This window comes from Sphingomonas donggukensis, from assembly GCF_023674425.1.
Classification (GTDB): domain Bacteria; phylum Pseudomonadota; class Alphaproteobacteria; order Sphingomonadales; family Sphingomonadaceae; genus Sphingomonas; species Sphingomonas donggukensis.
Genome location: NZ_CP098401.1, coordinates 342,724 through 360,232, shown reverse-complemented (window position 1 = coordinate 360,232; position 17,509 = coordinate 342,724). Strand labels below are relative to the sequence as shown.

Here is a 17,509-nt window from a genome sequence, read left to right as displayed (position 1 = left end):
ACTTTAGGTGTATGAGGCGCGCATGACGCTGCGGCTCCTGATCGCGCTGTTCGCCCTGTTGCTGTCGCCGCTGGCGGTGGTGACCCCGGCCTGTGCGTCGGAAACGCCGGCCAGCGAATCGAGCGCGAGCAGCCAGCATGATGCCGGCCAGCACCAGCAACAACGCCGCCAGAACGACAAGGCCAAACCCGGCCAGGGCCAGTGCCTGGGCTGCGTCGCGCCCTCCACCGCGCGCCCGCCGCTGCTGGAGGCGCCGAACCGGGCGCTGATGATGATCCCGGCGGCGCATATCCGCATCTCGCATGCGCTGAAGCCGGCGCGACCGCACACGCCCCCACCGAAGCAGGCGTGATCCGACGCGGGCGTTCGTCCCGCGCGTGTCCTTTTCAGCTTCGAAAGTTCAGATGATGTCGAGATTTCTCCTGCTCGCGGCGGTTGCCGCGGGCGCGTTCGTCGCGTTTCCGGCGGCGGCGCAGCATATGCACATGCCGATGCCGGCCCCCAACCCCGCCCCTGCCGCCGGTCCGTCGCAGGCGGACCAGCCCGCACCGATGACGCACGATGCGCATCAGGATCATGAGATGACCGCCGTCGACGATGCCGCGATGGGGCACGACATGGGCGCGATGAACATGGGCGCGATGCGGATGGGGGATGCCTGCGCGGCGTTCGGATCGGGCACCGCGCTGTTGCCGCTGGGCAGCGGAATGATGACCGGGCAGCATATTCCGGCAGGCAACTGGGATCTGATGGCGCACGGCTATGTCTGGGGCGCCTACACCGACCAGTCGGGGCCGCGCGGCGACGACATGGCGTTCGTCCAGTCGATGGCGATGCTGACCGCCGACCGCGAGCTTGGCTCCGCCGCGCATCTGCAGCTGCGGTCGATGCTGAGCCTGGAGCCGCTGATGGGGCGGCGCGGCTATCCCAATCTGCTGGCGACCGGGGAGACGGCGTTCGGGCGCCCGCTGGTCGACCGCCAGCATCCCCACGATTTGTTCATGGAGCTGGCCGCGCGCGTCGATCTCGACATCGGCGAGGACACCCGCGCATTCCTGTATGGCGGGCCGGTCGGCGAACCCGCGCTGGGGCCGGCGGCGTTCATGCACCGTCCGTCGTCGCGCTACATGCCGCTGGCGCCGATCACGCATCACTGGTTCGACAGCACGCACATCACCTACGGCGTGGTGACAGCGGGGGTCAGGGCAAAGGTGGTGCAGGTCGAGGCATCCGCCTTCCGCGGGCGTGAGCCGGATGAGGCGCGATGGAACATCGAGACGCCGGCACTCGATTCGTGGAGCGTGCGCGCGACCTGGACGCCCTCCCCCAACTGGGTGGCGCAGGTCAGCCACGGGCGGCTGAAGGAGCCCGAAGCGCAGCATCCCGGCGAGGACGAGGGGCGGACCACCGCCAGCGTCCATTATGGCGACCGGCGGCTGGCGGCGACGCTGGCGTGGTCGGCGAAGAACCGCATTCCGGGCGAGACGTTGACCGCGTGGCTGGCGGAGGCCAACTGGAATCCGGCGGGAGGCCACAATCTATTCGCGCGTGCGGAGAATGTCGCCAATGACGAGCTGTTTCCCGACCATGCCGACCCCCTGCACGACGTGAAATTCCGGGTGAGCCGGGTCGAGGGGGGATATGCCTATCGCCTGCCGATCGCGGGGCCGCTGAACGTGGCGCTGGGGGGCAGCGTGCTGGCGACCGCGGTGCCCGACGCGCTCCAGCCGCGTTACGGGTCGGGCACGGGCTATACGCTGTTCGCCAAGCTGTCGCTCGACAACTGACGCGCGGGCTTGTCGCAGGCGTCCGGCCGCGGCAAGCCCTGTGCCCATGACGATACGACTCGCGTTGCTGGCGGCGATGGCCGCGCTGTCCCTCAATGGCTGCGTGGCACCGGGCGAGAGGCCTGCGGCGATGGCCGCCGAGCGGCGCGCGCCGGTCACCATCCTGGTGTCGATCGACGGTTTCCGCCCCGATTACCGGTCGCGCGGGGTGACGCCGACGCTGGATGCGCTGGCGGCGGCGGGCGTGTCGGCGGCGATGCGCCCGTCGTTCCCGTCCAAGACCTTCCCCAACCACTGGACCATCGTCACCGGCCTGCGCCCCGACCGCAACGGCATCGTCGCCAACAAGATGGAGGACGCGCGCCGCCCCGGCGAAACCTTCACGATGGCCAGCGACGACCCGTTCTGGTGGAACGAGGCGACGCCGATCTGGGTCGATGCCGAGCGTGCGGGCATCCGATCGGCGACGATGTTCTGGCCGGGATCGAACGTGGCGGTCGGCGGCGCGCGGGCAGAGGCGTGGCCGCACGCGCTGACCGGCGGGGTGCGTCCGCATGACTGGCAGCAGTATAACGAGGCGATCAGCCCCGAGCAGCGGGTCAACGCCGTGCTGGACCTGCTGCGCCGGCCCGAGGGCATCCGGCCGAAGTTCCTGACGCTGTATTACGAGGCGGTCGATACCGCGGGGCACGAACATGGCCCCGACGCGGCGGAGACGACCGCGGCTGTGGCAGGGGTCGATCGTTCGATCGGCCAGCTCGTCGCGGGGCTGCGCGCGATGGGACAGCCGGTCAATTTCGTCATCGTCGCCGACCACGGCATGGCGGCTACGTCGAGCACGCGGACGATCGCCCTCGACCGTGTCGCCGATCCCGCCGACTATCGCATCGTCGAGAATGGGCCCTACGCCAGCCTGGCGGCGATGCCGGGGCGCGAGCGCGCGCTGGAGTCGCGGCTTCTGCGACCGCAAGACCATATGACCTGCTGGCGCAAGGCCGATATCCCCGCGCGCTTCGCCTATGGCCGCAACCCGCGGGTGCCGCCGTATCTGTGCCTGGCCGAGGTCGGGTGGACGATCGAGAAGACCGCGCCGAAGGCCGAGGATCACGGCGGGGCGCATGGCTATGACAATGCCGCGCCCGAGATGGCGGCGCTGTTCATCGCCAGCGGGCCGGCGATCCGCAACGCCGGCACGCTGGCGCCGTTCGACAATGTCGACGTCAACCCGCTGCTGCGCGACCTGATCGGTCTGCCCCCCGCCACCGGCATCGACGGCGATGACGCGCCGTTCCGCACCATCCTGAAACGCTGATCCGACGGAGACGCCCGTGCGCTATTTCGAGGACCTCGCCGTCGGCGACACCAATGCGTTCGGATCGTACGAGGTCACTCGCGACGAGGTGCTCGACTTCGCCGGCAAATATGATCCGCAGCCGTTCCATCTGTCGGACGAAGGTGCCGAGGGCACGCATTTCGGGCGGCTGGCGGCGAGCGGATGGCACACCTGCGCGATGACGATGGCGATGATCGTGCGCGACATGCAGGCGAACGATACCGGCGGACTGGGCGCGGCGGGGATCGACGAGTTGCGGTGGCTGAAACCGGTGTATCCGGGCGACGTGCTGCGCGTCGAGAGCGAGGTCGTCGAGACCCGCGCATTCCGCAGCAAGCCGGACATGGGCAGCGCCCTGACCCGCAGCACGGTGTTCAATCAGGCGGACGAGCCGGTGATGAGCTTTCTCGCGACGGGTTTGTATCGGCGGCGGGAGGGGGCGGCCTCGTAACGATTTCCGTTCGCCTCGAGTAGCCGTCGAGCCTGTCGAGACGGCGTATCGAGAGGTTGATGCCTCTCGCGAGGACTTCTCGATACGGGCTCTCGACTGCGCTCGATCCCTACTCGAAGCGAACGGTTTGTGGGGAGAGGCGAGGCGCACCCGCACCTCCCCCACCAACCTCAATCCCGTCGGTCGCGGCGGTTCTCGCGGCGTAGCTGGCGACCGTCCTGACGACGTTCGCGATTATACTCGCGGCGGTCCTCGCGGCGTTCGGTGCGGAATTGTTCGCGGGTTACCTCGCCCTGGCGATAATCCTGCCGGTCGTCGCGGCGATCCCGGCGATAGGCGCGGTCGTCCTGCCGGCGATCGCGGGCGTAGTCGTTCCAGTTGTCGCGGATCTCGCGGCGGTCGCCCTGCCAGTTGCGGGCGCGGCCCTGCCAGTAATTGCGCTGGTTGTCGTTCCAGCGATACGGGCGGCGGTACTGGTCGTACACGTAGTAACCGGTGCCCGGATAATAATAGTCGCCGTACCAGCCGTAATAGCTGTTGCCGTAGCCGCCGCCATAATAGCCGCTGTCGTAATAGCCGTCGCCATAGCCGCCGTATCCGCCGCCGTAGCCGACCGACACGCCCGAATAGCCATAGCCGTCCGTGCAGGCGGCGAGCGATACGCTGGCGACGGCGGCCAGCGTCAGGCTACGAAGCAAGGACATGGCGAATACTCCCGATACGCGGATGGGAGTCGAAACGAGCACGGCGGCGCAACGGTTCCGTCGCGCCGCCGTGCAGGGCGTTCTTATGTACGGTCGCGGGGCTCGCCCGCTACCGGATCAATGCTTCACGTCGCGCCAGACGCTCTGATAGGCGCCCCAGGTCAGCACGCAGAAGATCAGCAGGAAGATCACCGCCGCCCAGCCCGCCGAGTGGCGCGCCTCGAGCTTGGGTTCCGCCGTCCACACCAGGAACGCCGAGACGTCCTTGGCCATCTGATCGACGGTCGCCTTGGTGCCGTCGGTGTAACCGACCTGGCCGTCGCCGGTCAGCGGCGGCGCCATCGCGAGGTTGAGGGTCGCGAAATATGGGTTGTAGTGCAGCCCCTCGGGCGTCTTCGCCTCCGGGAATTTCTTGAGCAGTTCGGCGGGCTGTTCCTGAAAACCGGTCAGCAGCGAATGAACGTAGGCGGCGCCGTCGTGGCGTGCCTTCGTCATCAGCGACAGGTCGGGTGGGACCGCATTGTTGTTGGCGGCACGCGCGGCGATATCGTTGGCGAACGGCGCCGGGAAGTGATCCGACGGCAGGTTCTTGCGCGTCGCCATCTCGCCCGTCTCCGGGTTCGGGGCCGGCGTTTCGATCGCCCACTGGGTCGCGATCGCCTTAACCTCGGCTTCCGAATAGCCGATCTGCTGGAGATCGCGGAACGCGACGAGCTTCAGCGAATGGCAGGCCGAGCAGACTTCCTTGTACACCTGGAAGCCGCGCTGCAGCTGGCGGCGGTCGAACTTGCCGGTGATGCCGTTGGACGCGAGTTCAAGCTCCTTGGGGTGCTTGTGAAACTCGTGCTCCGCAGTCGGCTTTTCCGGCTCCTGCACCATGCCGACGACGGTCGAGATGCCGCCGATCAGCGCCATCATCGCAAAGGCGAGCCCGGCCAGGAAGGCGAACGGGCGAACTCCGAGGAAACTGAGCATCGTCTGTCCTTATTCGGCCGGCGCGATGACGCCGCCGCGCATCGCGGTCTGTGCAGGGCTGGTGCCGCCATGCTTTGCCAGCACGGCTTCGGTGATCGAATTGGGCAAGGGGCGCGGACGCTCCATCGCCGACACGATCGGCAGGATCACCAGGAAGTGGAGGAAGTAATAGGCCGAGGCGAGCTGGCCGAGCAGGATCACGCCCGCTTTCGGCTCCGCGCCGCCGACATAGCCGAGGACGAGGACGTCGATGACCAGCGCAACCAGGAACCAGCGGTACACCGGCCGGTAGTTGGCCGAACGCACCGGCGAGGTGTCGAGCCACGGCAGGAAGAACAGCAGCAGGATCGACCCGAACATCGCCAGCACGCCCCACAGCTTCGCCGGGAACAGGAAGTCGATCGTGAACGACTTCAGGATCGCGTAGAACGGCAGGAAATACCATTCGGGCACGATGTGCGCGGGCGTCGAGAGCGGGTTGGCCGGGATGTAGTTGTCCGGATGACCCAGCAGGTTCGGCGAGAAGAAGATCAGCGACGCGAAGATCAGCAGGAAGACGCCGAGCCCGAAGCCGTCCTTCGCCGTGTAATACGGATGGAAGGGGACGGTATCCTGCTCGTCCTTCACCTCGACGCCGGTCGGGTTGTTCGACCCCGGAATATGCAGCGCCCAGATGTGCAGGATGATGACGCCCGCGATCACGAACGGCAGCAGATAGTGGAGCGAGAAGAAGCGGTTGAGCGCGGCGTTGTCCGGCGCGAAACCACCGAGCAGCCACACGCGGATCGTTTCACCCACCAGCGGGATCGCCGAGAAGAAGCCGGTGATGACCTGAGCACCCCAGAAGCTCATCTGCCCCCACGGCAGCACATAGCCCATGAACGCGGTCGCCATCATCAGCAGGAAGATGACGACGCCCAGCAGCCACACCATCTCACGCGGGGCCTTGTACGAGCCGTAATATAGCCCGCGCCCGATGTGGATGTAGACGACCGCCAGGAACATCGACGCGCCGTTGGCGTGCGCGTAGCGGATGAACCAGCCCGCGTTCACGTCGCGCATGATGTGCTCGACCGAGTTGAACGCGATGTCGCCGTTGGCGGCGAAATGCATCGCCAGCACGATGCCGGTGACGATCTGGATGGCCAGCGCCGCCCCGGCGAGGACGCCGAAGTTCCAGAAATAGTTCAGGTTGCGCGGGACGGGATAGCCGCCGCCGATCGCACCATAGACGAAGCGCGGCAGGGGCAGGCGCTCGTCCATCCACTTCATCAGCGGATGCTTCGGCGCGTAATGCTTGGCCCAGGGAAAGCTCATATCAGTCTAGCCCCTCACCCGACCGTCACGACGGTATCGGACGTGAATACATAATCCGGCACATGCAGGTTCTGCGGCGCCGGGCCCTGGCGGATACGGCCCGCGGTATCGTAGGCCGAGCCGTGGCACGGGCAGAAATAGCCGCCGAACGGACCCTTGTTCTCGCCCTCGCCCGCGCCCAGCGGCACGCAGCCGAGATGGGTGCAGACGCCGAGCGTAATGAGCCAGTTCTTCTTGCCGGTCTTGGTGCGCTCCTCCAGCGTCTGGGGATCGCGCAGCGACCCGACGTTGACGGCATCGGCCTCGGCGATTTCCTTCGGCGTCAGGTTGCGCACGAACAGCGGCTGCTTGCGGAACGTCGTCTTGATCGCCTGGCCGGGCTGGATCGCGGAGATGTCGATCTCCGTGGTCGACTGCGCGAGCACGTCGGCGGACGGGTTCATCTGGTTGACCAGCGGCAGCGCGATCACGCCGACGCCGACCCCGGCCCAGGCGACCGCGCCGATCTGCAGATAGTCGCGGCGGCGCGGGTTCTGCGGTCCGTCGACGACGCCTCCCGCTGCTACGCCTTCGTGGTCAGTTGCCATGCACAAGCCCTTGCACTTCGAATTCTGTGACGCCCGGAAACGCGGCGCCGATACGGAAACCGCGCCAGATAGCCGCGGACCGCCCCCGGTTGCCCCCGGTGACTGGCGGGCCTGATAAACGCGGGGGGCGCGCTTTGCCAACAGCAATTTGCGAGGCGATCCCCGCTCGCCTATCCGCAGCCACCATGCGGATCGCCCTGTACCAGCCCGAGATCGCCGGAAACGTCGGCGCCACCCTGCGAATCGGGGCGTGCCTGGCAACGCCGGTCGACCTGATCGAACCGATGGGATTCGCGTGGGACGACAAGCGCGTGGCGCGGGCCGGCATGGACTATATCGACCACGTCCGCGTGACCCGGCACGAAGACTGGGCGGCGTTCGAAGATCAGGCACGCGGACGCATCGTGCTGCTGACGACGAAGGGCGCGACGCCGCTGCATGACATCGCGTTTCGGCCCGACGACATATTGCTGTTCGGGCAGGAGGGCGCGGGCGTGCCCGAACACGTCCACGCGCGCGCCGACGCCCGCGTGGTCATCGCGATGGCGGCGGGGAGGCGGTCGCTGAACCTGTCGGTATCGGTGGGGATCGTGCTGGCCGAGGCGCTGAGGCAGACGGGCGGGTGGCCCAGCTAGGGCCGATCGACTTCAAGCCCCCGTTCGTCTCGAGTAGGGATCGAGCTTGTCGAGAGCCCGTATCGAGAGAGGCTCTCTTGCGGCACAGCCCTCTCGATACGCCATCTCGACAGGCTCGACGGCTACTTGAGGCGAACGGTGAAGGTGGGCGCGACGATTACCGCCCGCCTCCTCCACCAGCTTCGCTGGTCCCCCTCCCCGTGCCGGGGAGGATTTGCTAGGCCCGCACGATGCAGCCTCTCGATTCCGAACAGACCGCCGCCCGAACGTGGTTCGAAACCTTGCGCGACCTGATCTGCGCCGAATTCGTCGCTGTCGAGCGCGAGGCCGGGTCGGACGCCGACTTCGACTATATCGCGTGGGACCGCACCGATCCCTCTGGCGAGCCCGGCGGCGGGGGCGTGCGCGGGGTGATGAAGGGGCGCGTGTTCGAGAAGGTCGGGGTCAACGTCTCGACCGTCGGCGGCACGTTCGAAGGCGAGTTCGCCAAATCGATCCACGGCGCCGGCGACGACCCCAAATTCTTCGCCACCGGCATCAGCCTGGTCGCGCACATGGCCAATCCGCATGTGCCGGCGGTCCACATGAACTGCCGCTTCCTGGCGACGACGAAGCGCTGGTTCGGCGGCGGCGCGGACCTGAACCCGCCGCTGCCGGTCGAGAGCGATACCGCCGAATTCCACGCGACCCTTCGCCGGGCGTGCGACGCGCATCCGGTCGCCGACTACGACAGGTTCGCGAAGTGGGCCGGGGAATATTTCTACATCCCCCACCGCCAGGTGAGCCGCGGCGTCGGGGGCATCTTCTTCGACCATCTCGACGGCGATTTCGCCGACAGCTTCGCGTTCACGCAGGACGTGGGGCGCGCGTTTCTCGAGGCTTATCCGCGGATCGTCAGGCGGCGGATGAACGACGCCTACACTCCGACGGACGAGGCGGCGATGCTGGCATGGCGCGGGCGCTATGCCGAATTCAACCTGGTCTATGACCGCGGCACGCTGTTCGGGTTGAAGACCGGCGGCAACATCGACGCGATTCTCATGAGCCTGCCGCCGCGCGCCGAATGGGCCTGATCCCGGTCGCGCCGCACGAGGTGGCGACGATCGTCACCACGCTGGAGATGCGCGAGCGTCCCCGCCCCCGGCCGCTGCCGGCGTCGCACCTGCGGCTGGTGGCATGGCCGGCGCCGGCGCTCGACAAATACCGCGCGCTGTTCCGGCGGGTGGGCGCGCCGTGGCTGTGGTTCAGCCGGCTGGTCATGGACGACGCGCGGCTGGCGGGGATCGTCCACGATGCGGGCGTGCAGGTGTTCGCGGTGGTCGATCCGGCGGGGATCGAGGTCGGGATGCTGGAGCTCGATTTCCGGACCGCCGGCGACTGCGAGCTGTCCTATGTTGGGCTGATTCCCGAACTGACCGGCGCGGGGCATGGCCGTTGGCTGATGGCGCAGGCGCTCGGGCGGGCCTGGGCGAAGGACGTAACGCGGGTGTGGGTGCACACCTGTACGCTCGACCACCCGCGCGCGCTCGGCTTCTACCGCGCGAGCGGGTTCGTCGCGGTCAAGCGGACAATCGAGACCTTCGCCGATCCGCGCGTGTCGGGCGTCCTGGCGGAGGACGCCGCCCCTCAGGTGCCCTTGCTCGCCAGCCGGCGGTAGAGCGCGACCTGCACCAGCGCGAGCGTCAGCGCCGCCGCCGAGGTCACCACCGCCGCCGCCCCGTCGAACACCGTCGCCACCACCGGATTCGCGCCCGCGCTGCCCGTGCCCATCGCCGCGAGCGACAGGAACACGCCGCCGACCAGCTGCGCGCCCATCAGGATCGCGGCATAGGTGGCGGCGAGCATCCAGCCGTGGCCGCGGGTCAGCGCCCAGCTGCGGCGGATCGCGGCGACCGCACCGACCGGTGCCTGCGCGACGATCACCGGCCCGGCGAGCATCGTGCGCCCGAGGATATAGAACGCCGGCGCGATCATCGCGGCGAGCAGCAGGCGCGAGGCGGCGCCCGGCATCAGGATGCCGATGGCGGCGATCGCGATCAGGATCGAGGCGAGCAGATAGCGCAGGAACAGCATCGCCCCGCGCGCGAGCGCACCCCCGAGCGTCGGGCGCTGCCGGTCGAGGTACAGCGCCATCACCGCCAGCGCGCCGAACAGCCCGACCGCGGGGGCGAGCGCATACCAGATGCCGTGCTGCCCCGCCCACAGGGTGAAGGCATCGGCCCAGGCCTGCGCTGCCGCTTCTGTCATCTGACCATCCTCGGGCGTGGCCATCGGCGGCAACGGCGGGACCAGCAGCAGCACCGCCAGCTGCGGCAGGAACATCGTCAGCCCGGCGAGCGGCAGCAACAGCGCGGTGTCGCGCCGCCACGCCGCCCATGCATCCCCGAAAGCGGTCGTAAACGGCAGCTTCACGCAGATGCGGCCGGGGCGAGCGTGGTTTCGTTGTGGCGCACGACGGCGGCATAGAGCTTCGCGCAGAACGCCGCCGCCAGCGTGGTGAAGCCCGAGGACACCGCCGCGACCACGACCGAGGTGATGACCCCGGCGATGGTGATCGTGCCCCGCGCCGGCTCCCCCGACACGATGCGCAACACCGACCCGAACACGGTCTGCGCCGCCAGCACCGCGACGATCGCGACAACTGCGTAGAGGATGACGACGCCGACCAGCTTCCACGTCAGCCCGCGAGTCAGCGCGAACGCGCGCGGGATCGCGCCGAGGCCGCGGCGTTCCGCGACGATGACCGCTGTCAGCGTCGCCAGCCGCGCGCCAACAAACAACAGGATGAGGATGGCGACCAGCGTCACCGCGAAGATCGCAAAGCCGTAGCCGGGCGTGATCGTCGGCGTCACGCGCTCCCCCGCTGCCATCGCCGCGAAGTCGAACCCTGCCGCCGACATGAGGGCGAGGATCGGGATCGCCAGCAGCATTGCCCCTGCCAGTACGGCCAGGAACACGCCGATCGCCGGCAGCAGGCGCGCCGTCGCCACCTGCGCCGCGCGCGAGCCGAGCGCGGGGTCGATCGCGAGCGCGGCGATCGCGAGCTGCGCCCACAGCGACAGTAGCGAGAAGGCGATGCCGAGCAGGCCGAGGCCGAGCTTCAGCCCGAAGCCTGCGGTTTCCTGCACATCGGCCAGGCTGCCCGAGATGCTGGCCGGCACGAAGATCGCGAGCACGACGATCGGCAGCAGCACGCCGATGTTGTCGCCCAGGAATTCGGTCGTCCGATCCCAGACGGTTTCGATCTTCACCATCGCACGCCCCCACTGCCGCATTGCGCGAGGGCTTAGCGCAGCCGCCGCGCGCTTGCCAATCGCGTTCGTGGGGCACATCTGCGCGAGGATGAGCGACATCCAGACCGTCGAATGGCGCGTGACGCCGGGCCTGAGCGACTATGCCGCAGCGCTGGGCGAGATGGAGGCGCGCGTCGCCGCGGTGCAGGACGGCGCAGGTCGTGAACTGGTGTGGCTGCTCGAACATCCCCCGCTCTACACCGGCGGCACCAGTGCGGATGCCGCCGAGCTGATCGACCCGCGCTTTCCTGTGCACGCTACCGGACGCGGCGGGCGCTATACCTATCATGGGCCGGGCCAGCGCGTCGGCTACCTCGTCCTCGACCTCGGCAAGCGCGGGCGCGACGTGCGCTGCTTCGTCCACGCGCTGGAAGGGTGGGTGATCGACGCGCTCGCCGGCATCGGCATCGATGCGTTCCGGGCGGAGGGACGGATCGGCATATGGACCCGCGATCCGGTGCGCGGCGAGGCGAAGATCGGCGCGATCGGGGTGCGGGTGAAACGCTGGGTAACGATGCACGGCTTCTCGGTGAACCTGTCGCCGGACCTGGCGCATTTCGGCGGAATCGTGCCGTGTGGGATCGCCGAATACGACGTGACGAGTGCGGCGGCCCTTGGCGCGCGGGCCGATTTCGCCAGCTTCGACGCGGCGCTGCGCGCGGCGTTTCCGGCCTTTCTCGACCGGCTGTCTCCCTGCCCGGTGAAAACGGGGGCTTGAGGGGGGCGGGGTTGTTGGCTAATGTCCCACCTGATTTGGGGTATAAAAGGCCATCCAGCCGACCCGGGTCGCCTTATCTAGGGAGCTTCCACATGCGTTCTATTTTTGCCAAGGGCCTGACGGCCTCGATGATCGCCGGCGCGGCGCTGCTCGTTTCGGCCTGCGGCGGCTCGACCGAGACCACCACTGAGAACACCGTCGTCACCGACCTGAACGTCACCGACGCCACGATGGACGGCACGATGACCGACAACATGACCGCCGTCGACGGCGCCATGGGCAATGACGCGATGATGGCCAACAGCATGGCGCCGATGGACGGCAACATGACGATGACCACGAACACCACGACCACGACCACCAACGCGATGTAATCATCGCGAGGCCGTAGTTTCGGTTTCGAAGATTTGGGGCCGTCCGGGCGACCGGGCGGCCCCTTTTCGTTGTTCTGCGCGGCATTTCACCGGGGCGGCGGGGCAAGCCCGCTGAAAATTGCGAGAAACCGCTTGGGAAGGTTACCGGAATTGCCTAATCGTGCCCGCGTCGCCCGAACGATCGCGCGGCACGAGAGGTTGTCGATGAAGCTGTTGCGTACCCTGATTGCCCCCGTCGCCGCGATCGCCGCCGCGACCACCGCCCTCCCCGCTTCGGCGCAATTCTTCTTCCAGCCGCCCGATCTGCGCGGTGCCATCGTGACGGGGGCCGAGCCCGGCATCCTGGCGCAGGCGCTGCCCGGTGCTACGCCCGACGAGCTGCGCGCCGCGCTGATCTGGAACATGCGCGCGGGGCTGAACGTCGCCGCGCTGCAGTGCCAGTTCATGCCGCCGCTGCTGACGCTCTATAACTACAACAAGATCTTGGGCGATCACGGCGCCGAGCTGAACGCATCCTATGCGACGCTCAGCAATTATTTCGTCCGCGTCGCGCCCAGCAAGAAGGCCGGCCAGACCGCGCTCGATCAGTACGGCACGCGCGTCTATTCGAGCTTCTCGACGGTCGGCGCGCAGCTGACCTTCTGCCAGACCGCCGGCGAGATCGCGAACCTGGCGGTGTTCACCCCGCGCGGCAGCTTCGGCACGCTGGCGCAGGAGCGGCTGCGCCAGCTGCGCAACAGCCTGGTGCTGTCGGGCGAACAGAAATTCCCCTGGGGCATCTACGTCCCGCGCTGGACCGGCCCGCGCTGGGACAAGGTGTGCTGGAAGAACGAGAACTGGGTCGCGAAGAAGTGCGGGGCGCAGACGTTCGGGTGACGTGATTGGGGGGTATTGCTCCCCGACACGACCTGCAATCCGTTCGTTTCGAGCGTAGTAGAGAAACTGCCACGGGCTCTACCGCTGCGGTTTCTCGACTACGCTCGAAACGAACGGATTTTTTGTAGGGACGGCGTTAAGTCGGTGGGGGCCAAAACCCAGCTTTTCGCGGCGCGCCAACTGGACCCTCACCGTGCGTGCTGAGCGCAGTCGAAGCACATGTCACGGGCGCACCGTTCTTGGCATGTGCTTCGACTGCGCTCAGCACGAACGGGGGGACGGCACAGCACTGGCAGGCGTGGGGGATCGCACCGCACGGAAGCGGAGCGGTGACGCAGCGACCCGGCTCGAATTCAGCGCAGCCCGAGCAGCTTGTGCGTCTGCAAGGACAGCCGCCATTTCGGCCGCGCCATCGCCACGTCGATCGCCGCCGCCACATTCGCCTGGCCGCGGGCGTCGTCCATCGGCTGGATCAGGAAATCGGCGAAGTCCCAGCCTTCGAGTTCGGCCGGATCGATGCCGTCCTGTGGCCACACCAGCTTAAGTTCGTCGCCCTTACGCTGGACAACGTCGCTGCCCGCCTTCGGGCTGATGCAGACCCAGTCGATGCCGGGGTGGACCGGCAACGTGCCGTTGCTCTCGATCGCGATCTCGAAGCCCGCCGCGTGGAGCGCGTCGACGAAGGCGTCGTCGACCTGGAGCATCGGTTCGCCCCCGGTCACGACCACGAAGCGGCGGGCGTCGCCGTCGCCCCATGCCGCGACGACGGCAGCGGCGAGCGCGTCCGCATCGGCGAACTTGCCGCCCCCCGCCCCATCGGTGCCGACGAAATCGGTGTCGCAGAATTTGCAGACCGCGGTGGCGCGATCCTGCTCGCGCCCCGACCAGAGGTTGCAGCCGGCGAACCGCACGAACACCGCGCGGCGCCCGGCGTTCGCGCCCTCCCCCTGCAGGGTCAGGAACAGCTCCTTGACCGCGTAGCTCACGGCGTCGTCGCGTAGACGGTGGGATCGGGCAGCCCGGCGTCGGCGAAGCCCTTGGCGCGCAGGCGGCAGCTGTCGCACAGGCCGCAATGGACGCTGCCCGGTGCCGGATCGTAGCACGACCAGCTGATCCCGGCGTCCAGGCCCAGCCGCGCGGCCTCGACCACGATATCGGCCTTGGTCATGTGTTGCAGCGGCGCGCGGATGCGGAAGGGCGCACCCTCCACCCCCGCCTTGGTCGCGATGTCGGCCAGCCCCTCGAACGCGGCGATGAATTCGGCGCGGCAATCGGGATAGCCCGAATAGTCGAGCGCGTTGACGCCGATATAGATGTCGCGCGCGCCCGCCGCCTCGGCCCAGCCGAGCGCAAGGCTGAGGAAAATGGTGTTGCGTGCAGGGACATAGGTGACCGGGATGCCCGGCTCCACGCCCCCCTTCGGCACCGCGATGTCGTCGGTCAGCGCCGATCCGCCAAACGCCGACAGGTCGAGCGGCAGGACGACATGGCGCTCCGCCCCGAGCGCGCTCGCGACGCGGCGCGCGGCGGCGAGTTCGACGCGGTGGCGCTGGTTGTAGTCGACCGACAGCGCGAGAATGCGGTGGCCATCCTCCCGCGCCCGCGCGGCGGATACCATAGAGTCGAGGCCGCCCGAGACGAGGACGACGGCGGTCGTTTGCGGAAGTGTCATGATCCGCGCGCCCCTACGCCTGTCGCGCCCGCGCTGCAATGCCGTGCCCTTTCCCGCGGCGGTCGGGATCGGCTACACCGCCGCCCGATGCGCTTTCTCCTAGCCCTGTTCGCAATGCTGGTGGTCGCCCCGCCCGCGCACGCCGATGACATCACCGCCGCAGGCCGCGGGGTCGTGCGGGTCGTCACCATCGCTGTGGCGGAGGACGAGGTGGTGGGCTTCGGCCACGGATCGGGCTTCGCGATCTCACCCACGCGCATCGTCACCAACGCGCATGTCGTCGAACTCGCCGCGCGCTATCCGGGCAACGTCGTCATCGGCGTGGTACCGTCCGATGGTGACCAGTCGGTGCAGGGCAAGCTGGTCGCGGTCGATCCCGCCCGCGACCTGGCGCTGATCGAGGTGACGGGCGTGCGGCTCGCCCCGCTGGCGCTGTATGCCGGGCCGGCGGGCGAAGGCGAGGCGATGATCGCGCTCGGCTATCCCGGCAACGTCGATCTGGCGACGGCGCGCTCGGCGGCGGACTTCATCACGCCGACGTCGCCGGTGCGATCGCAGGGGGTGTTCTCCGGTCGGCGGAGTCTCGCGGGCACCGACATGCTGCTCCACACCGCCAGCATCGCGCGGGGCAATTCGGGCGGGCCGCTGCTCGACCGGTGCGGCCGGGTGCTGGGCGTCAACTCGGCGCTGACCCGCGGCGACGACGGCGATGCGAGCTTTGCCCTCGCCATCGCCGATACCGAGCTGATCGCGTTCCTGCGCGAGGCGAAGCAGCCGGTCGCGAGCGTCGGCACGCCGTGCATGACGATGGAGGAACGCCTGGCCGCAGACCGCGCAGCCGACGACGATGCGAAAAGCGCGAGCGACGTCGCCAGCCGCGAGGCGATGGCGCGTCAGGCCGCTGCGCGCGACGCGGCGCTGGTCGAGGGGCGCGCCGCCGCGCAGGTGCGCCGCGAGAATTACATGGCGGCGGCGGCGCTGGTGCTGGTCGCGGGTGCGCTGGCGCTCGGGGCGGCAGGACTGCTGCTGTCGCGCGGCGACCGACGCTGGCGCTACGTGGCGGTCGCCGGCGGGGTGCTGGTGATCGGCGCGATCGCGACCTTCTTCCTGCGGCCGTCGTTCGACCCGCGCAGCGTCGCCGCGGCGCACGCGGCGCGGGCGACGACCGCCGATGCCACCGGCCCGATGCTGTGCAGTTTCGACGCGGCACGCAGCCGCGTCACGGTCTCGCAGCCCGAGGATACGAAGCTCAGCTGGGGCGGCAACGGCTGCATCAACGGACGCACCCAATATGCCGAGGACGGCCGCGGCGGCTACGCTCGCGTGCTGGTGCCCGACGGCGAATCGACCGTGTCGATCCTGGCGTACCAGCCGGCGACGCGGACCTACACCAACACCCGCTATTTCCTCGACGCGGCGCGCATGGCCGAGGCGCGGCGGCTGCGAAAGGGCGTCAGCGTGAAGGCCTGCACCGACGACGGCGCGGCGCGCGCCAACCTGTCGAGCCAGCAGTCCGCGATCCGCGCCGCCCTGCCGCAACTGCCCAATGAGAAGCTGGTGTACACGTGCAAGCCGGCGGGGTGAGCGGCGTGCGGACCATCCTGTTCGTGTGCAGCCAGAACCGCTTGCGCAGCCCGACCGCCGAGCAGGTTTTCGCCGATTTTCCCGGCATTGAGGTGAGTTCGGCGGGCACCAACAACGACGCCGAAAATCCCCTGACCCACGAACTCGTCGCCTGGGCGGACCTGATCGTGGTGATGGAGCGCACGCACCGCGCGAAGGTACGGACGCGGTTCCGTTCTGCACTGCACGGCAAGCGCATCGTCTGCCTCGACATACCGGACGACTACCGGTTCATGGACCCGGATCTGATCGGGTTGCTGCGGGCGCGCATGGCGCGACACCTTCCCGGCTCCGCGACTTGACCCGGATCAGGACGATAAACCGCGTGCCGGTGCTTGCGCGTGCCCGCGGATCATGCGCCTAGCGCGGGCGATGAGTATCCAGATCGACGCCCGCCTGTCCTACGACTTTGCCGAAACCAGCGACATATTGCTGCAGGTCGAGGCGGCGATGATCCCCGAGCAGGTCGTGCGCGATGCGCGCATCGACATCTCCCCGGTCGAGCATTTCGCGCGGGTCAGCGGCCACGACATGATCGGCGACCGCATCTGGCTGCGCCTGCGCGGGCGGCTGACCGTCGATTACCGCGCGACCGTGACGCCGCAGCGGATCGTCGCCGACCTGGCGGGGCTGGCGGCGACGCCGTTCCACATGCTGCCGGGCGAGGCGGTCCAGTATCTGATGGCGTCGCGCTATTGCCAGTCGGACCTGTTCGAGGAATTCGTGACGGCGGAGTTCGAGCATCTGTGCGGGGGCGAGCGCATCGCCGCGATCCGCGACTGGATCGAGCGCAACTTCAGTTACGAAGCGGGCACGAGCGCGTCGTTCACCACCGCGATGGAAAGCTTCGTCCAGCGCAAGGGGGTGTGCCGCGATTATTCGCATGTGATGATAACGCTGGCGCGCGCGGCGGGCGTTCCGGCGCGCATCGCCAGCGTCTATGCGCTGGGGGTCGACCCGCAGGATTTCCACGCTGTCGCCGAGGTGTTCCTGGACGGCGCGTGGCATCTGGTCGACCCGACCGGCATGGCGCGGGCGGAGGACATGGCGAAGATCGGCGTCGGTCGCGATGCCGCCGACGTCGCGTTCCTCACCAGCTACGGCAATGCGGTGTTCTGCGAGCAGCGGGTGCGGGTGAGCGCGGTTTCCGAGGCCTGACCAGCA

Annotated in this window: 21 protein-coding genes; 13 read left to right on the top strand and 8 right to left on the bottom strand. The window is 68.4% G+C overall.

The window, feature by feature from the left end; genetic code table 11:
- Nucleotides 1-22: 22 nt before the first annotated feature.
- Genes M9980_RS01690 through M9980_RS01675 form a run of 4 tightly spaced genes read left to right on the top strand, consistent with a single transcriptional unit; the run spans nucleotide 23 to nucleotide 3,571 of the window.
- On the top strand, nucleotides 23-352 hold the full coding sequence (locus tag M9980_RS01690; RefSeq protein ID WP_250752679.1) for a hypothetical protein: 330 nt from the start codon (nucleotides 23-25) through the stop codon (nucleotides 350-352).
- A 52-nt stretch (nucleotides 353-404) separates the two neighbouring features.
- The gene (locus M9980_RS01685; protein WP_340689107.1) at nucleotides 405-1,787 is read left to right on the top strand and encodes a hypothetical protein; all 1,383 of its coding nucleotides are present in this window, start codon (nucleotides 405-407) and stop codon (nucleotides 1,785-1,787) included.
- Between the two features lie 46 nt (nucleotides 1,788-1,833).
- Nucleotides 1,834-3,099 (top strand): alkaline phosphatase family protein, encoded by a 1,266-nt coding sequence (locus tag M9980_RS01680; protein ID WP_422921377.1) that lies wholly within the window; start codon nucleotides 1,834-1,836, stop codon nucleotides 3,097-3,099.
- A 16-nt stretch (nucleotides 3,100-3,115) separates the two neighbouring features.
- Complete coding sequence (locus M9980_RS01675) at nucleotides 3,116-3,571, top strand: MaoC family dehydratase (protein WP_250752678.1); 456 nt, start codon at nucleotides 3,116-3,118, stop codon at nucleotides 3,569-3,571.
- Nucleotides 3,572-3,741: 170 nt separating this feature from the next.
- On the opposite strand, the gene M9980_RS01670 is transcribed toward M9980_RS01675, so the two are convergent.
- The 4 genes from M9980_RS01670 to petA form a co-directional block, all read right to left on the bottom strand.
- A complete protein-coding gene (locus M9980_RS01670) occupies nucleotides 3,742-4,275 on the bottom strand; it encodes a hypothetical protein (RefSeq protein ID WP_250752677.1) in 534 nt (177 codons plus the stop codon).
- A 117-nt stretch (nucleotides 4,276-4,392) separates the two neighbouring features.
- A complete protein-coding gene (locus M9980_RS01665) occupies nucleotides 4,393-5,250 on the bottom strand; it encodes a cytochrome c1 (protein ID WP_422921376.1) in 858 nt (285 codons plus the stop codon).
- Between the two features lie 9 nt (nucleotides 5,251-5,259).
- Complete coding sequence (locus M9980_RS01660; RefSeq protein ID WP_250752676.1) at nucleotides 5,260-6,567, bottom strand: cytochrome b; 1,308 nt, start codon at nucleotides 6,565-6,567, stop codon at nucleotides 5,260-5,262.
- 14 nt (nucleotides 6,568-6,581) lie between these two features.
- Nucleotides 6,582-7,154, bottom strand: coding sequence for a ubiquinol-cytochrome c reductase iron-sulfur subunit (gene petA, locus M9980_RS01655; RefSeq protein ID WP_250752675.1), 573 nt, complete (start codon nucleotides 7,152-7,154; stop codon nucleotides 6,582-6,584).
- A 185-nt stretch (nucleotides 7,155-7,339) separates the two neighbouring features.
- Between petA and M9980_RS01650 the strand changes: the two genes are divergently transcribed.
- The 3 genes from M9980_RS01650 (at nucleotide 7,340) to M9980_RS01640 (ending at nucleotide 9,446) form a co-directional block, all read left to right on the top strand.
- On the top strand, nucleotides 7,340-7,789 hold the full coding sequence (locus M9980_RS01650) for a tRNA (cytidine(34)-2'-O)-methyltransferase (RefSeq protein WP_250752674.1): 450 nt from the start codon (nucleotides 7,340-7,342) through the stop codon (nucleotides 7,787-7,789).
- A 230-nt stretch (nucleotides 7,790-8,019) separates the two neighbouring features.
- A complete protein-coding gene (gene hemF / locus M9980_RS01645) occupies nucleotides 8,020-8,862 on the top strand; it encodes an oxygen-dependent coproporphyrinogen oxidase (RefSeq protein WP_250752673.1) in 843 nt (280 codons plus the stop codon).
- The gene (locus M9980_RS01640; protein WP_250752672.1) at nucleotides 8,853-9,446 is read left to right on the top strand and encodes a GNAT family N-acetyltransferase; all 594 of its coding nucleotides are present in this window, start codon (nucleotides 8,853-8,855) and stop codon (nucleotides 9,444-9,446) included. The genes hemF and M9980_RS01640 overlap by 10 nt, the downstream gene beginning before the upstream one ends.
- Here the strand turns inward: M9980_RS01640 and M9980_RS01635 are convergent.
- Entirely contained in the window at nucleotides 9,416-10,201 is a 786-nt protein-coding gene (locus M9980_RS01635; RefSeq protein ID WP_250752670.1) for a hypothetical protein, read from the bottom strand. The two genes, M9980_RS01640 and M9980_RS01635, sit on opposite strands and share 31 nt — an antisense overlap.
- Nucleotides 10,198-11,043: a hypothetical protein gene (locus M9980_RS01630; RefSeq protein ID WP_250752668.1), complete on the bottom strand. Its 846-nt coding sequence runs from the start codon at nucleotides 11,041-11,043 to the stop codon at nucleotides 10,198-10,200. Before M9980_RS01630 ends, M9980_RS01635 begins: the two co-directional genes overlap by 4 nt.
- 88 nt (nucleotides 11,044-11,131) lie before the next feature.
- Here M9980_RS01630 and lipB point away from each other — a divergent pair, with 88 nt between their 5' ends.
- The 3 genes from lipB (at nucleotide 11,132) to M9980_RS01615 (ending at nucleotide 13,050) form a co-directional block, all read left to right on the top strand.
- A complete protein-coding gene (gene lipB / locus M9980_RS01625) occupies nucleotides 11,132-11,800 on the top strand; it encodes a lipoyl(octanoyl) transferase LipB (RefSeq protein ID WP_250752665.1) in 669 nt (222 codons plus the stop codon).
- 92 nt (nucleotides 11,801-11,892) lie between these two features.
- On the top strand, nucleotides 11,893-12,174 hold the full coding sequence (locus tag M9980_RS01620; protein ID WP_250752664.1) for a hypothetical protein: 282 nt from the start codon (nucleotides 11,893-11,895) through the stop codon (nucleotides 12,172-12,174).
- 204 nt (nucleotides 12,175-12,378) lie between these two features.
- On the top strand, nucleotides 12,379-13,050 hold the full coding sequence (locus tag M9980_RS01615) for a hypothetical protein (protein ID WP_250752662.1): 672 nt from the start codon (nucleotides 12,379-12,381) through the stop codon (nucleotides 13,048-13,050).
- A 353-nt stretch (nucleotides 13,051-13,403) separates the two neighbouring features.
- On the opposite strand, the gene queE is transcribed toward M9980_RS01615, so the two are convergent.
- Nucleotides 13,404-14,036, bottom strand: a complete 633-nt coding sequence (gene queE / locus M9980_RS01610; RefSeq protein WP_250752661.1) for a 7-carboxy-7-deazaguanine synthase — start codon at nucleotides 14,034-14,036, stop codon at nucleotides 13,404-13,406.
- Nucleotides 14,033-14,722, bottom strand: a complete 690-nt coding sequence (queC, locus tag M9980_RS01605; RefSeq protein WP_250752660.1) for a 7-cyano-7-deazaguanine synthase QueC — start codon at nucleotides 14,720-14,722, stop codon at nucleotides 14,033-14,035. The genes queE and queC overlap by 4 nt, the downstream gene beginning before the upstream one ends.
- Before the next feature lie 87 nt (nucleotides 14,723-14,809).
- Between queC and M9980_RS01600 the strand changes: the two genes are divergently transcribed.
- From M9980_RS01600 to M9980_RS01590, 3 genes are all read left to right on the top strand, one after another.
- Nucleotides 14,810-16,306, top strand: a complete 1,497-nt coding sequence (locus tag M9980_RS01600) for a S1C family serine protease (protein WP_250752659.1) — start codon at nucleotides 14,810-14,812, stop codon at nucleotides 16,304-16,306.
- Between the two features lie 5 nt (nucleotides 16,307-16,311).
- On the top strand, nucleotides 16,312-16,647 hold the full coding sequence (locus M9980_RS01595; protein WP_250752658.1) for a low molecular weight protein tyrosine phosphatase family protein: 336 nt from the start codon (nucleotides 16,312-16,314) through the stop codon (nucleotides 16,645-16,647).
- Nucleotides 16,648-16,717: 70 nt separating this feature from the next.
- Nucleotides 16,718-17,503 (top strand): transglutaminase-like domain-containing protein, encoded by a 786-nt coding sequence (locus tag M9980_RS01590; protein WP_250752657.1) that lies wholly within the window; start codon nucleotides 16,718-16,720, stop codon nucleotides 17,501-17,503.
- The last annotated feature ends 6 nt before the right edge of the window (nucleotides 17,504-17,509 follow it).